This window comes from Edwardsiella anguillarum ET080813 (genome assembly GCF_000264765.2).
GTDB classification, from domain to species: domain Bacteria; phylum Pseudomonadota; class Gammaproteobacteria; order Enterobacterales; family Enterobacteriaceae; genus Edwardsiella; species Edwardsiella anguillarum.
The window spans coordinates 3,160,729-3,176,187 of record NZ_CP006664.1 but is presented as its reverse complement, the minus strand read 5'-3'; the positions used below and the strand labels follow the sequence as shown (position 1 = coordinate 3,176,187).

Annotated in this window: 13 protein-coding genes; 1 reads left to right on the top strand and 12 read right to left on the bottom strand. The window is 47.4% G+C overall.

Features of this window, described 5'->3' with window-relative positions:
- Window positions 1–9: 9 nt before the first annotated feature.
- From galE to dcd, 12 genes are all read right to left on the bottom strand, one after another.
- On the bottom strand, window positions 10–1,026 hold the full coding sequence (gene galE, locus ETEE_RS14285) for a UDP-glucose 4-epimerase GalE (RefSeq protein WP_034165024.1): 1,017 nt from the start codon (window positions 1,024–1,026) through the stop codon (window positions 10–12).
- Between the two features lie 15 nt (window positions 1,027–1,041).
- Window positions 1,042–1,944, bottom strand: a complete 903-nt coding sequence (locus ETEE_RS14280) for a sugar phosphate nucleotidyltransferase (RefSeq protein WP_034165023.1) — start codon at window positions 1,942–1,944, stop codon at window positions 1,042–1,044.
- Between the two features lie 11 nt (window positions 1,945–1,955).
- Window positions 1,956–3,074: a glycosyltransferase family 4 protein gene (locus ETEE_RS14275; RefSeq protein WP_034165022.1), complete on the bottom strand. Its 1,119-nt coding sequence runs from the start codon at window positions 3,072–3,074 to the stop codon at window positions 1,956–1,958.
- A gap of 43 nt (window positions 3,075–3,117) precedes the next feature.
- Window positions 3,118–4,239 carry a glycosyltransferase gene (locus ETEE_RS20320; protein ID WP_071881924.1) on the bottom strand — a complete coding sequence of 374 codons (1,122 nt, stop codon included), beginning with the start codon at window positions 4,237–4,239 and terminating at the stop codon, window positions 3,118–3,120.
- Window positions 4,232–5,314, bottom strand: a complete 1,083-nt coding sequence (locus tag ETEE_RS14270; RefSeq protein WP_071881923.1) for a glycosyltransferase family 4 protein — start codon at window positions 5,312–5,314, stop codon at window positions 4,232–4,234. Before ETEE_RS14270 ends, ETEE_RS20320 begins: the two co-directional genes overlap by 8 nt.
- Window positions 5,311–6,156 (bottom strand): glycosyltransferase family A protein, encoded by an 846-nt coding sequence (locus tag ETEE_RS14265; RefSeq protein WP_225865154.1) that lies wholly within the window; start codon window positions 6,154–6,156, stop codon window positions 5,311–5,313. The genes ETEE_RS14270 and ETEE_RS14265 overlap by 4 nt, the downstream gene beginning before the upstream one ends.
- Window positions 6,140–7,501, bottom strand: coding sequence for an O-antigen polysaccharide polymerase Wzy (wzy, locus tag ETEE_RS14260; protein WP_034165020.1), 1,362 nt, complete (start codon window positions 7,499–7,501; stop codon window positions 6,140–6,142). Before wzy ends, ETEE_RS14265 begins: the two co-directional genes overlap by 17 nt.
- A gap of 15 nt (window positions 7,502–7,516) precedes the next feature.
- Complete coding sequence (locus ETEE_RS20315; RefSeq protein WP_071844188.1) at window positions 7,517–8,488, bottom strand: glycosyltransferase family 2 protein; 972 nt, start codon at window positions 8,486–8,488, stop codon at window positions 7,517–7,519.
- A complete protein-coding gene (locus ETEE_RS14255) occupies window positions 8,485–9,732 on the bottom strand; it encodes an oligosaccharide flippase family protein (RefSeq protein WP_034165019.1) in 1,248 nt (415 codons plus the stop codon). Before ETEE_RS14255 ends, ETEE_RS20315 begins: the two co-directional genes overlap by 4 nt.
- Window positions 9,733–10,266: 534 nt before the next feature.
- The gene (dcuC, locus tag ETEE_RS14250) at window positions 10,267–11,625 is read right to left on the bottom strand and encodes an anaerobic C4-dicarboxylate transporter DcuC (RefSeq protein ID WP_034165018.1); all 1,359 of its coding nucleotides are present in this window, start codon (window positions 11,623–11,625) and stop codon (window positions 10,267–10,269) included.
- Window positions 11,626–11,884: 259 nt separating this feature from the next.
- Window positions 11,885–13,693 (bottom strand): outer membrane assembly protein AsmA, encoded by a 1,809-nt coding sequence (gene asmA, locus ETEE_RS14245; protein WP_034165017.1) that lies wholly within the window; start codon window positions 13,691–13,693, stop codon window positions 11,885–11,887.
- 38 nt (window positions 13,694–13,731) lie between these two features.
- Window positions 13,732–14,313: a dCTP deaminase gene (dcd, locus tag ETEE_RS14240; RefSeq protein ID WP_012848051.1), complete on the bottom strand. Its 582-nt coding sequence runs from the start codon at window positions 14,311–14,313 to the stop codon at window positions 13,732–13,734.
- A 208-nt stretch (window positions 14,314–14,521) separates the two neighbouring features.
- Between dcd and ETEE_RS14235 the strand changes: the two genes are divergently transcribed.
- On the top strand, window positions 14,522–15,454 hold the full coding sequence (locus ETEE_RS14235) for an EamA family transporter (protein WP_034165016.1): 933 nt from the start codon (window positions 14,522–14,524) through the stop codon (window positions 15,452–15,454).
- Window positions 15,455–15,459: the final 5 nt, after the last annotated feature.

Sequence of the window (15,459 nt, the reverse complement as noted above, 5' to 3'; positions counted from 1 at the left end):
TTAATAAAATTAATCTTGATACCCATTCGGGTTGCTCTGCTGCCAGCGCCAGGTGTCGCGCATCATCTGATCCAGATCGTACTGCGCGCGCCAGCCGAGCTCCCGCGCCGCCAGCGCCGGATCGGACCAGCATTCGGCAATATCGCCCGCGCGACGCGGCGCAAAGCGGTAAGGTATAGTAACCCCAGAGCACCTCTCAAATGCGGCAACGATATCCAAAACGGAATATCCTACTCCGGTTCCCAGGTTATACACTTTGTAGCTGGCGCCCTCATCGCGACGATCGAGCGCGGCCAGGTGGCCCGTGGCCAGATCCATCACGTGAATATAGTCGCGTACCCCGGTGCCATCGTGGGTGGGATAATCATCGCCGAAGATGGACAGGCAGGCCAGTTTCCCCACCGCCACCTGCGCGACATAGGGGACCAGATTGTTGGGGATGCCGTTGGGATCCTCGCCGATAAGCCCCGACGGATGTGCCCCCACCGGGTTAAAGTAGCGCAGCGCGGTAATCCGCATCTCGGGTCTGGCGCGAGATACGTCCTGCAGGATCTGCTCAACCATCAGCTTGGAGGTGCCATAGGGGTTGGTCGTCCCGCCGGTACGGCTGTTCTCCGTCAGCGGCACTGACTCGGGATCGCCATACACCGTCGCAGAAGAGCTAAAGATAAAGCCCTGCACACCGGCGCAATGCATCTCTTCCAGCAATACCAGCGTACCGCTGACGTTGTTGTCGTAGTACTCCAGCGGTTTTTCCACCGATTCACCCACGGCCTTGAGACCGGCGAAGTGAATCACATCGCTAATAGCGTGCTGTGCAAAAATCTGCCGCAGCAGCGCCCGATCGCGCACATCGCCGCGGTACAGATGCGGCTGGCGGCCGCAAATCTGCGCCACCCGGTTCAACGCCTGCGCAGAGGCGTTGACAAAGTTATCCAGCACCACCACCTCATCCCCGCGGGACAGCAGTGCCAGCACCGTATGAGACCCGATATAGCCGGCGCCGCCGGTCACTAAAATTGCCATGCTAAATACCCTGAATCAATCAATTCGCGTCTGCACATCCCGCAGCCAGGCGGTAAAGGCCTCTCCCTGCTGAGAGTGACTTAACCCACCGGCGACAAAGGCCTCAGCATACCCCAATTTATCACCGCAGTCATAGGAGAGCCCCACCTGGCGATAGGCCTCTACCGGACGGTGCTGCAGCAGAGTTGCAATGGCATCGGAGAGCTGGATGCGCTCCCAGGCGCCAAAGCCGGTGGCGGCCAGGATCGGCCAGATGGCGGCAGACAAGACATAGCGCCCGACCGCGGACAGGTCAGACTGGTATTTCTCTGCGTTCTCGGGTTTTTCCACAATCGAGGTCATGCGCGCACTCTGCCCCGGCGCCAGCACCGCATCGGCACAGTTGATCACCGAATACTCCGGCAGCACCTCCAGCGGCATCGGCTGCACCAGCACCTGGCTACGCCCGCTCTCCTCAAAACGCGTGACCATCGCCGCCAGATTCTGAGTGGCGGGATCGAAGGTGCTGGTGTCTAACCAGATATCCGGCAGTGCGACGATAAAGGGATGCTCCCCGACCAGAGGGCGGGCGCAGAGAATGGCATGCCCCAGACCCAGCGGTTTATGCTGACGTACGCTGTTGATAGTCACCCCTGGCGGGCAGATGGAGCGTACCTCATCCAACAGCTGACGTTTGACGCGCGCCTCGAGCAGCGCTTCCAGCTCAAACGACGTATCGAAGTGGTTCTCAATGGCATTCTTGGAGGAGTGGGTCACCAGAATGATCTCTTTCACCCCCGCCTGGACGCACTCATGCACTACTTTTTGAATCAACGGCTTATCGACGATGGGCAGCATCTCTTTCGGGATGGCCTTGGTGGCCGGTAGCATCTTCATTCCCAGTCCGGCGACGGGGATAACGGCTTTAAGTGTGGTCATTAGAATTAATCCTAACCAAGAAGTATCTTAATAAGCTTATCGCAGAAAGCATCTTCATCAAATTTTCTTTCTGCTAGAATACGACTTTCTTTTCCCATTCGTTCAATTTCACTCTGATTCTCTATAAAATAGATCATCTTTTCGGCCAAAGCCTGAGCATTCCACGGCGGAACGAGGAAACCATTAACGCCGTCTATTACCGTCTCTTTACAGCCTGGCACATTCGTAGTAATAATTGGACGACCAATAGCCATAGCCTCCTGGGTACTTCGAGGAACCCCTTCCCTATATGAAGGTAATACAAAAACACTCGTTTCTGTCAAAACCTCATGTATATTATTTGACACACCTCTAAAGTTAACATGGCCTTCATCAATCCAACTTTTTAATTCTATTTTACTTACACCACCAAGGTTATCATCGATTCCACCCACAAAATCGAATTTTACGTTAGAGTATATTCCACGCACATAACTCGCCGCCTTAACATACTCTCTAACACCTTTATCGATTAACAATCGAGAGACCATTGTAAAGCGAATTTCACGAGGAAGTGGTTGATGCGAGAATTTATTCAAATCAACACCAATCCCGCCTATAACATAGGTACGCTCAACGCTAACATGATTATCAATAGTAATTTCTCGCCTATCATCATCATTTAAAAAAATAACACAGCGAGAGTGCGGCAATGCTAATTTATACAATAAAACCTGCGAGCGCCGTAATATTTTCTTCTTTAGTGAGTCGGGTTCTAATCGTCGAGTAAAGCAATACCCTAGGCCTTCTAACATCGAGTAATTGCATTTTACCCCAGCATAATGCGCAGCCAATGTACCAAAAATGACAGGTTTGGGAAAAAAAGAAAACGTAATATCAGGGTTTATTTCTTTTATTTTTTTAATCATAGAGCATATAGTCACCACTGCTTGAAATGGATTAACGCTACTACGATTCAATTCATAAAAGACAACATGAATACCCAACTGGTTAAGTTCTGATACTCTAGATGCATCTGTTTTTGGCAGCAATAAGTAAACAACATGCCCATCATGAATCAGCCGCTCAATCAACCTCAGCCTAAAGTTAAATATAGATGCGGCAGTGTTTGTTATTAACAGTATATTCACAAATAGGTCACCAAATCAAAACAACATAACATTATGAATGCAATCATACTACCTTATTATATAACTGCATCCACTCATCGGACACTGCACATAATGAATACCGTGTTAAAATACGATCTCTGGCCTTATCTGAAATTATTTCTCTCTGCTCTGGCGTCAGATCTATTGCTGATTTTAATGCGCTAGCTAAAAGCATAGAATCAGCTTTTGGAACAAGAAACCCAGCATCACCAACAATTTCTTTTGTCCCACCACAATCCGTAGAGACCACTACACCACCACAACTCATCGCTTCACACAAAACTAAAGGCATCCCCTCCCATGAAGACGACATTACATATATGTCCATTGCAGACATCAACTCTGCCACATCATATCTTAATCCGAGCCAACGGACGCTACTCTCAATGCCTAAGTCGATGGCTAACTGCGCTAATGACGCCTTATCCTCCCCAATACCTGCAATAGCTAACACTAAGGAACGGCCTTCACATTTAATTTTTGAAAAAGCCGACAGCAAATTTTTATAATTTTTAGCTTCAGTCAACCGGCCCACGGCAAGTATTAATACGTCGTCATTAGACAGAGACAACTCACGTCTTTTATTTACTCTTTCATTCGCTGAATATTTATATTTATCAGTATTAACCCCATTATACATAAGTATCATCCTCCCTTTTTTTACCGCATTCGCCTGCTCAAAAGATGTTACAGCCTCTTGGCTAACATTAGTGGATATTGAAGCAAGCCAATCCGTTAAACGATAGGATAACATTCGCCAGCGCCCCCCCTCATTGGTATTATGAGCGGTACAAATCAATTTAAAGGATGGATCTAGCACACGAAGAAAACGAGAGAATAAATTGGCATGATACATATGACTATGAACGACCTGAGGATTAAATCCTTTAATTATCCTCCTGACACGCCATAGCGCACGAATAAAACCAAAGATATTCTTTTTCATGTTTATTGAATAGACTTTTACATCTTTCAATAAAGGTTGCACCACCACTCCATCGGCAAGACTAATAACAATAACATTTACTCCACGCAAAGAGAGTTTATCAGCCAAATCACAAACTTGTTTTTCAGCCCCTCCCATACCAAGTCCTGTGATAACAAAACAAACTCTATGAACATTATTCTGATTGAGCTCAATCATTTAACAATCTCATCCATTGTCTACCAATATTATCCAAATGATACTTCCTTGCATTATTAATGGAGCAAGTCACCATTTCATTATATATTTTCTCGTCATCATAGACAATTGCAGCATATTCAACTTTATCGGCAAACCCTAAAATATCATTATTGTCTATTAACCAGCCGTTCTTATTTTCAATAACAATTTCACTAGGCCCTGTATCGCAGTCAAATGCAATAATTGGCAAGCCAGTTTCTTGCGCCTCTAGCAAGACCATAGGGAAACCTTCAAATCTAGAAGTCATTACATAAAATGCGCTAACTGAATAATGCTCAATAACATTATTTGTGTTTGAATAAAACTCGACAAAATTAGAGATCCCTAAGGAATCACATAGCTTTTTTAATTCTTCCTCATCCTCACCGCTACCGACAATACGTAACACCCAATCTTGTCGTTTCAAACAGAATATAGACCAAGACTTGAGTAGTAAATCGAAACCTTTTTGATAAGTTAGCCGACCGACGGCCAACATGATTTTCTTTTTTCTTATGTCAATATTGCTTGTGAGACTGAAGGGGACTGGGTTATAAATTCTGTTCACTTTTGCTTTGCAGAAACATTTATCAAGCCAGAATTTTTTATCTCTCTCCGTCAATGTTATTATATCATCTGCAAAACAGGCGGCTAATACTCTAGCAACTCGTCTAACCTTCTTCCCAAGATCAATTTTATAATTAAAATGTTCCCAGCAAATATTTCTAATACGTAAATTAATAAAAGCAGGAATAGAATAAATAGAGAGCATAGATTCAACATTAATAAATATATCTATGTTTTTTTTCTTTACAAAAGAGCGCAAAAATAAGACAACCGAAGGCAAGCGAGTAATTCCTCGAGCAACTTCATCGAATATATTACAAACAGATACATTACTATTTAAAGGAAAAAAACTCTTCTGACCACACTGTAAACTAAGGATAGATACCTGGTACCCATTTCCTGCCAAAAAATTAGCCAGGACGCTAGTCACCCGTTCAGTGCCACCTGACCGACTAATATCCCCAACAAAAAAGCATATGCTTCTCATATTTTATATCTCTTTAAGATACAGTATAAAACAGCCTGAAAATACCGAATAACAGTTTTTATAAAACCTATTGGGTTTTTCATAAAGCATCTTATAGGGATATTTTTTAGCATCGCAGATCTTGAAATCAAATGGCCTCGAGCATTCATAGAAAAAGAACTTTTGCTAAGGCGTCCTACCACCTCCTGATCATGAAAAATACTCAAAGGCTCATCTAAATATATGAATTTATATTTTTTTGACACAATCGAGTAGAACCAAATTTCTGGAATAAATTTTACTCCATCAACAACTGGATATGGAAATTCCGAAATAATTTTTGTTTTAAATACATCAATCCTTTCACCAAAAATAGCACTGGCAAATTCATCATACCAGCTGGCAATGCCACCGCCGCCAACCTGAAATAAACTATCAGGCTTACCTGTTGACTTTCTAATAGCCAAACAACGCAGTCCTATTAAATCTTTTCTTTCATCTAGCAATTTAACATATGGTTTTAATTTGAACAGTGCAGAAGATACTAACTCATCATCAGAATCCAAACCGATAAAAAACTCCCCTCGCGCCTCTTTTATTGCTCTATTCCATGCTGACTGCTTTCCAGCGTTATTTTGATAAATATAGTTAATGTGAATTTTTCCATCCTTAATAAAATTATTCACAATATCTTTTGTATTATCAGTTGAACCATCATCAATAATAATCCATTCTATATCATCATATCCTTGATGAAGAATGCTTTCATAGCAACGATGCAGGGTTTTTGCTCGATTAAACGTTGGCGTGAATACTGTAAACATAAGAGTAGAAAGTTCCATCTGATTATTTTTTAATGCCAATCTTAATCTTTGGCATTAAAAAAACAAAAAACAAAAAATAAAAACAGAACGGCGATATTATAACCAATGAGGATCTTGGTAAAAATACTAGGCGCGTAAAGATCGCAGTCAATAAAACAAGCCAAAATAGATTCTTAGAAGCATTTTGCAAAGTAGAGAGCAAAAGCCCAAAGCTAAAGGCCAAGAATGAAAAACCTAAAATATTTCTACCACCAAAAACATAGAAATCACTCATCAATGTCCAATCTAATCCAAACCCTCTAGCAAACAGACTTTCATCTAGCGTCTTAGCCATATAGTGTTGAAAACCAGTCATATAATATTCAACTGGTATAAAGATAGAGGCTATAGCACTAGCACCAGGGAAAATCGTCTGAAAATAGCTTAATATAGGGTAATTACTAACCTTAGTTGATAGATCAAATACCATTAGTGATACCCCCTGATTAAAAAGGAAGGTAGATAAAAACTTCACTAATGAAAAATCAGAAAAACTCCCACTGCCTCGATATGACATTATTTGTATAAAGGCAGATAGTAAAATCACACTGATTAATGAAATGGTTAAAAACCTAAACACGCCTAAATTTTTAGCACCATTTCGTCCAATCAACCAGATCAAAAGGAGAAGACTAACTAACAATGGTCCACGAGCACCGATAACGGTAGAGCAAATAATAGTTGTTATATATATTCCAACAAACCATTTTTTCCTATATCCAACAACTATCGCATAGGAAAATCCAATCGCAAAAATAGTTTGGGCTAGACTGCTTAATGGAAGACTGTATGCCTTATCTTGCCAGAGTTTAGATGCTAGATACCCGCCTCTAATAGCATCTAGAACTGTCGACATGAGTTCGATGAGAAATAACGGACTTAATAAGAGTGCAACATTGCAAAAGCGTCGCATCCATTGTTCATCTAATGCAACAGGTTTAAAAGATAAATTACTAAAAAACGCTATTTTGTAGCCAAAATCCATAGAGCATAAAAAAACAAATATATATAAAGTTAACGTTACTGCGTCATAATCATTTAACGTATAATTAACAAAGAAGTTCATGCTAAATACATTGACATCGCCGCCGATGAAGGCAATAAAGAACCTACCACAGATAAATAATGAGAATGCAATCAAAAACAAGCAATAAGTTGAATTAATATATATTTTACAGATAAAATTAGATATAAATATACAAATAATAAATAATGGCAAAGCAAGCTCTAATAACCTTAACTCACTGCCATCGTGTTGAAAAAACAGAAAAAACAAAACTGGAATCATTAATACATAAATAATAAGCTGAAAAAAAGCAAATCTCTTATTATCATTGTTGACCATTAGCAAGTTATCCCATTATATGATTTTGTTTGTTTTGAAAACTTCTTTTTCTACAGCCTTAGTTAATCTAGCAAAGAGAGTTTTCCTGAAAGCATAATATAAGAGAGGTTTTATTTTTCCAGCAGCAAAAACTCGCGATGGAATGATCCTGTTAATATAAAAGCAAGACTCTTTAGCCAAGATAGCATCTTCATGATATAGCCTTGCACATTTGGATATATGTGAAATATATAAGTTAGACAATAATATTGCCCATTGTTTCTTACTCTTAGCAAGATAATATATCCGAATATATCTTAGGATACCAAACTCGCTATCATTTAGATCACTTAATTTTAAATTAGAGGTTATCCCTGAACTGTTTTTCCTATATTTAACTATAGGCATCTGAGTATCAATTATTTTTTTTGACCGAGCTACTAATATTGGGATAATCAGTTGATCTTCAAATCGACGGCCTTCATCAAAGCGAATATGGGAAAATAATGTTTTTTTATAAATAAAACGCCAGGCGAACCAGTCTGATTTTTTAAAGATATTAATAGGATCATTTAAAATAAAATCATCTTCTTGTGCTGATATGTCTCCTATTCCCTCCTTAACGGGAATAGGATCACCATCGGCATCAACCGATATATATGGAAACGATAAACAATCTGGATTATGCTTTAATAGTTTTCCTTTAATGACTTCATAAATACCATCAGTCCACATATCGTCTGAATCTAAAAATGCAATATATTTACCGGTAGCGGCTGACAATCCACTATTTCTTGCACTAGATAATCCTCCATTAACTTTATTGATATTTATAAATGAATATTTACCTTCATAGCCATTTATAATATCAAGAGAATTATCTGTTGAGCCATCATTAACAATAATTACCTCAAGAGACTCATCATATTGCTTGAATACCGAATTGAGACAAGCATGCAAATACATGCTAGTATTGTACACAGGAATAATTATAGACAGTAACTTCATACTTTACCGATTATCTCTCTCATCAATCCCTTTTTATACAAAACAAAAGAGAGTAGAAACAAAGCAATAATTTCGACAAAAACGACTGATAGTGAGGCGCCTATTGCTCCATATGTTTTAGCCAAGAAATAACATAATGGCAAATGGATAATTACACAAACAATTGGCATGACCGTATATTCTTTCTTATACCCACAGGGCAACAAAATATAGTTACCAAAGACCGTTGCCGTTAAAACCAACAAATATATCGGCGAATATATTACAAATAATGTTGACACCATCTCATATTTATCACCATAAATTAATGTTGCGAGTGGTCCAGAAAAAACAGCCATTACAACACCAATAAATAATGCAGCCCCTCCCTGAAAAGCCAAGATCCTCTTAACTAATAAGAAAGCATCACGTCTGCTCGTAATAAATAAATTACTCAATCTAGGATAGAATGCATTCCCCAATATAAGGAAAACGCCTAATACGGCCCCTTTAATTCTATCTGCTGCAGTATATATACTCACTTGATCGATAGTACTAACTGCGGCGATGATAATACCACTACTTATTGTATAAAGATTTATTGATATCATAGCCACAAAAACACTATAGCTATCTCTTATGGTTAGAATAATATCATTAAGGCTTACAGAGACGAGCTTTATTTTTTTTGATTTATAGATAATCAAGCATGCCATAACCCCACCGATAAAACCGGTTGCCGATTGAATAATAACGGCCGCAGAGACATCCTCTTCCCCCTGGACGAATATAAAAAACAAGGGTAACGTAATTAATCTCGCGAACAAGGTTACTTTCGTCACTGAGGATAACTCTTCAATCCCTTGAAAGTACCACACTGGCATGATAACAGTGCCAACAAGCATAATTAAAATATAAACCAACTGAGGCTTAAATATTCCATTAAAATGAAAATAAACAAGAAAGAGTATGACAGCACTAATCAAGCCACAAAGCATTGCTTTTGTATATATTGTAGTCCAAAAAACATGAGATATATACTTAGTGTCACCTTGGTTTTGTGCTATTTTTTTTGTTGATGTAAAATTAAATCCAAAATCGACGAACAAAACACAATACTGTGAAACATTCAATACCAGCCCATATATGCCAAACTCATACAAGCCTAGTGTTCTTGTTAGATATGGTATTGTGAGCAGCGGAACTACATAACTACTTCCTTGTAAAATAAGTAAATATACTATATTTTTCCTTAAAAGAGACATAATTGAATCGCTTAAATTGGATATTTTGTTATGGAAACGTAATTTTAATTACTAAAGAAATAAACATATATCTACGCTACCGCCCTTGGCTCTACAGCTACCAATGCACTGACTACTCTGTACCGACGCTTCTGCTGCGTTTACACTCATACCTTACTGTAGTAATTATTTACAAAACAACAAGTTATAAGAAAACACTCATTTACAACACCTATGCACTCTCTCTTCTCTGTCATGGCACCTCACCAACGGTGCTATGCCGTACCAATTTTTATACGTAACGGCTATCGAAACAAGTCAAAATATATCTGATTTCTATTTTTAAGGCCGGTTGATGTTTTATCATACAATTATTTCCGCGATGCCAATCGCACACCCCGACGCGGTACCGCGGGATTGCATCGGAATGAGTTTTTAACCGCGCCCCCTTCACATCCTTAATGTGTGCCCCGCGCTATCCCCTGCCCCATATGGGAATTCTAAAGATAAAAAAAGGCAGGCCACTCGGCCTGCCCTCTCACTGCGGCTATGTCCTTAGCGATGCAGCGGCACCATAAATTCGGTGGCGACGATCACCACCACCAGGCCAACCAGCACCGGCACAGAGGTGCGTTTAACCACCTCGAAGGGGGAGATCTTGGCCATCCCGGAGACGGCGACCACCACGCCGGAGACCGGCGACAGGGTGCGACCCAAGTTGGAAGCCTGCAGCATCGGAATGGTCAGGTAGGCCGGGTTGATACCCATCTGGCCGGACAGCTTGGGGATCAGCTCGACAAAGGCGTAAAACGGCGCGTTGCCGGAGCCGGTGGTCATCGCCGCCAGCATGGTGATCACCACCAGCACCAGCATCATGATGATGCCGCCGGTACCAAAGGACTGCGCCAGCTCGATCAGACTGCTGATAAAGCCGACGGTGCTCAGCCCCTGGGCAAAGACCCCGGCCGCCACCAACAGCATCACCACGCTGGCAAAGGCATCCGCCATCCCGCGGTAGGCCACCTCCAGCCCGCTATAGACCTTTTTGGCGTCGAAGCTGCGCAGAAACTCCGTCACCGATGCCAGTAGCATGCAGATAACCAGGACGCTGATGATGTGCAGATGCGGCCCCCACTTGCCGTCAAACACCAGCACGCCGATGATCGGCGTAAAGGGCAGAATGGCGTAAAACGACGGCGCCGTGGTGGTGATCTCGTTGACATCCAGCATCTCGTGCTGCGCCTGCTCCTTGTTGTCCAGGTAGCGCTGCCAGAAATAGTGGGCAATCGCCATGCAAACGATGGCGATGATGGAGATGGGCAGGGTTGTTTTAAAGGCAAAGTCGATCAGCGGCATTTCAGACGCCTTGGCAGCCAGCACCACGTCGCCGGAGGTCGGCGCCAGAATGATCGCCGCAGGCGAGGCGCAGATAGCCGCCGCCGCTCCCCGACTAATCCCTACGTTGACCATCACCGGGAACAGGGTCGCCATTAGCAGTACCCCCAGCCCGGTGGCCGACGAAACGGCCAGCGACATCAGGCAGGCGACAAAATAGGCCGCAATCATCAGGAGATAAGGCGAGTTGATGTAGCGCAGCGGGCGTGAGGCCAGCTTGACCACCACATCGTTAGCGCCGATATGGGTCATATAGGCAGCAAAGCCGCACAGCATCATGATCATCATGCCGAGGTCGCCGCCGCGACTCATCAGCAGCACTTTTACATACTCAACGATATCGGTCGCGCGCCAGCCGGTCGACTTCGCGCTAGCGGGCAGGACATCGTGCCCCATCAGCGCGCTGATGATCAGCAGCAGCAGGCCGCCGGTCATCAGTACCCCGGTGGGGGAATATCCTTTAATAATGTAACGCCCGACGCCAACGGCGACCACGACCCCAATCAGTAGCTCAAGCATATTCTTCCTCAACAAATAGACAGGCGGGCTCAGCCACACCCCAGACAGGCATTGTTTCTGCCTTTATTAATTGTCAATTCCTTTCAACACGGTCAAAACTACCGCACTGTGCCCAAATGATAAGATTATTTTACTGATATTTGTCAAGTTTTCCCGATGTGACGGCGTGGAGTACGGGGAGAGTGTGATGCAGGTATATTTTTATCCCGCCGCACCTCCGCGTCGTCGGGCGATGCGGAGGTGCGGCGAGGAGACGGCGCTATTCGTGGCGCTTCTGCAGCCACTGCTTAAGCGCATCGCGCGCCTGCTGCTCCAGCGAGCCGCGCAGCGCCTTATCGACATCCATCTGATAGTTAAGCTGCTGCCAGTCGCCGTAGATATGCAGTGGAATGGAAGTCTTCTGCAGCGTATCGATCAGGGTGCCGTGACCGCGCCAGCCCTGCAATACCCGGACGCCCAGATTAATATCACAGCGTTGGGCCGCCAGATCGACGCTGCCGCTACCACCGAGATCCAGCAGCGGTGAGTGTCCATTCAGCGTATTCAGGGTGAGAAGACCGCTGCGCAGCGCCGCCTCCGCCTTCAGGCTCTGGAAGGTGGTAAAGGTGTCCACGCTCTCCCCAGCCTGTACATCGCGCCGATCGCGCACCACGGCCTGCTGGATCATCTGGGCGATGTTCATTCCCTCCAGCCGGGCATTATCTATCGCCAAGGAGAGAGAGCCCTGCCAGCGCCGCTGCAGGCTGGAAATGGAAAGCCCCTCGCCCTGCAGATGACCGCTGAGCGACAGTGAGCCGTCGATAAACGGCGGCAGCGCCAGCGACTTGAGCAGCGGCTCCAGGCTCAGCTGACGCAGCCGGGGGTCAAGCGTAACCTGTACCGCCTGGTTCGGCCGGCTTTGCAGCGTGCCGCTGATGGCGAAGTCCCCCGCTCCCAGGCGACCGCTCAGGCTCTCCAGCGTTCCCATCCCCTGACGGTTGTTGGCCTGCAGGGAAAACGCCTCTATGGCCATGCCGTGGTAGGTCGCATGCATAGCCTGGATATTCAGCCAGGCGCTAAAATCACGCAGAAATGCCATCTCGTCGCTGCTCTCCGGCGGCGCCACCTGCGACACCACCGGCGGCGGCGGCGGCGTATTGCCGGCATCGGCGTGGGCGGTATCCGCGCTTTGCGCCTGCCAGCCGCTTAGGCTGTCCCAGTCCAGGTTATCCGCCTGCAGCGTTACCCGGTACTCGGGGATGGCGGCCAGCGTCCCCTGGATTTCGCCGCGCAGCTGGCTGTCATTAGCGCTCAGCCTCAGATCGCTCAGGGTAACGGCGGCCGGCGATGCGCTGTAGCCCAGGATCATGCTGCCCTGCCCGGCAATCCCCGCCGACGGTAGTCCTGCGCCGCTGTAGCGGTACTCCAGATGGTCAATCCGTGCCCGATACTGCTGGGGATAGCGGCTCAGATCGACGTCCGCCTGCAGGCTAAGCTGCAGATCGCGCTGATCGCGGTTGATACGGCTGGAAAAGTCGACGCTGGCATGACGGGTCTCATCCTGCTGGATATTCAGCTCAATATCGCGCAGGTTGATCGGCTCTCCGTCGGGCGCCTGCCAGATCACCAGGCTATCCTCGACCTTCACCTGATGAATGTTCAAACGCCATGCCATATCGCTGATGGGTTCGCTGCGCACCGCCGGCGAACGGGGCGCATTCGGCAGCGGCGCCGGCTCGCTGTCCGGCGTTAGGCGGATCACCGCCCCCTTCAGCATCACCCGGCGCACCTCCAGCTGATGCGAGAGCAGCGGCCACAGACGCACGTCGAGACGCATGTTGTCAGCCGCGATCACCGGCTGGGCGGCCCCGTCTGCGCGCAGCGACATACGATCGGAGAGGATGCTCAGCTGCGGCCAGACGCGCCAGCGCAGATCGCCGTCCAGCGTCAGCGCGTAGCCGGTACGCTGCTGTACCTGCTTGATCATATAGGCCCGAAAGTCATTGGGATTGATCAACAGCAGCAGCGCGCTGATGCCCGCCGTCACCACCACCAGCAGGATCATTAATGTGGTGAGAAGTCGTCTCATGCCATCCTCCGTCTTGGCCGTCCGTTACGGTCGGCGGCTCAGTCTTTATCGATCCGGCTGGCTACCGCGCCCTGTTGCCCTTTGTACTTGGCATCCTCCCGGCGATTATAGGGACGCGCCGCCGGAGCGGAAAGCGGTTCAAAGCTCAGTGCACCAATCAACATCCCCGGGCGCAGCGCCAGCGGCAGCTTGCCGGAGTTAAAAAACTCCAGCACGATGCAGCCCTGCCAGCCGGGATCGATGCGATGGGCCGTGACGTGAACCATCAGCCCCAGGCGCGCCAGCGAGGAGCGGCCGTCCAGCCAGCCGACCAGATCGTCCGGCAGCGTGACGGATTCATAGGTGACGGCCAGCGCCAGCTCGCCCGGGTGCAGGAAAAAGGCCTCATCCTCCCCCAGCTGGATCTCATCGCTCATCACCCGCTCCAGGGCCTCGGCAACTTCTTGCTTGGGGCCGCTCAGATCGATATAGGCCGCCGTGTGCCCCTGAAAGACGCGAAACCGGTTCCCCAGACGCACGTCCACGGTGGCGCCGCTAATGCGTTCCTGAGGCGGACGCGGGGTAATGCTCAGCCTGCCGTCATCCAGCCATGCCTCTATATCGCGGTCACACAGTCTCATGGTAGTTCTTCTCCGTCTCATCGCCACGCAGCACGGCTGCAGATGCGAATATCTTACCCGATCCCCCTCTTTTTCCGAAATGATTCAGAGACATTGCCCCTCTTTACGCCCGGGGATGCGACGTAAAAAATCGCGCTATGGGCTTTGCCGTCGTGGGATAAACCATTAACATCATGGCGGATATGGCAACGCATACAGGGAGCGTGCGATGGGAAGTCTGCGTCAGGGAATGGGATATGTGCTGGTCGCCGCCGCGCTGTGGGGCAGCTCCGGCGTCTGCGCACAGTATATTTTGCAAAAAACCGGGCTTTCCGCCCAATGGCTGACCATGTTTCGCCTCACCTTTTCCGGGGTGATCCTGCTGGTGGTCTCTTTTCTAAACGGCGACCGGGTGTTCGCGCCGCTGCGAGGGCGCCGGGAGATTGTCAGCCTGCTCTGGTTCACCCTGCTGGGCGCCATCATGGTGCAGCTGACCTTTCTGATGACCATCGAGCGCTCCAACGCCGCCACCGCCACCATTCTGCAGTTTCTGTCGCCGACCATTATCGTGGCCTGGTTTGCCGCGGTCAGGCGCCAGCGCCCGGGGCTACCGGTAATGCTGGCCATCGGCACCTCGCTGGGGGGCACCTTTTTACTGGTGACCCACGGTGATCCGACGTCGCTCTCGATCTCGCGTGCCGCGCTGTTCTGGGGGATCGCCTCCGCCTTTGCCTCCGCCTTCTATACCACCTACCCTGCCGGCCTGATCGCCCGCTTTGGCACCCTGCCGATCGTCGGCTGGAGCATGCTGCTGGGTGGCCTGATGCTGATGCCCTTCTTCGCCGACGAAACCGCGCAGGTACGGATGGACAACGCCACCCTGCTGGCCGCCTTCTACCTGATCATCATCGGTACGGCGCTGACCTTTAGCCTGTATCTGAAGGGGGCGCAAATCATCGGCGGTGCCAAGGCCGGTATTCTCAGCTGCGCCGAGCCGCTGTGCAGCGCACTGCTGTCGCTGCTGCTGCTGGGGATCACCTTTGGCACGCTGGACTGGCTGGGGACGCTGCTGATCATCGCCTCGGTGGTGCTGATCTCGCGCGATGCGCGCGCTCGGGAGGGAAAGCTGGAGTCGCTGACGCCGCAGGACGGCGCACGCTGACGGCC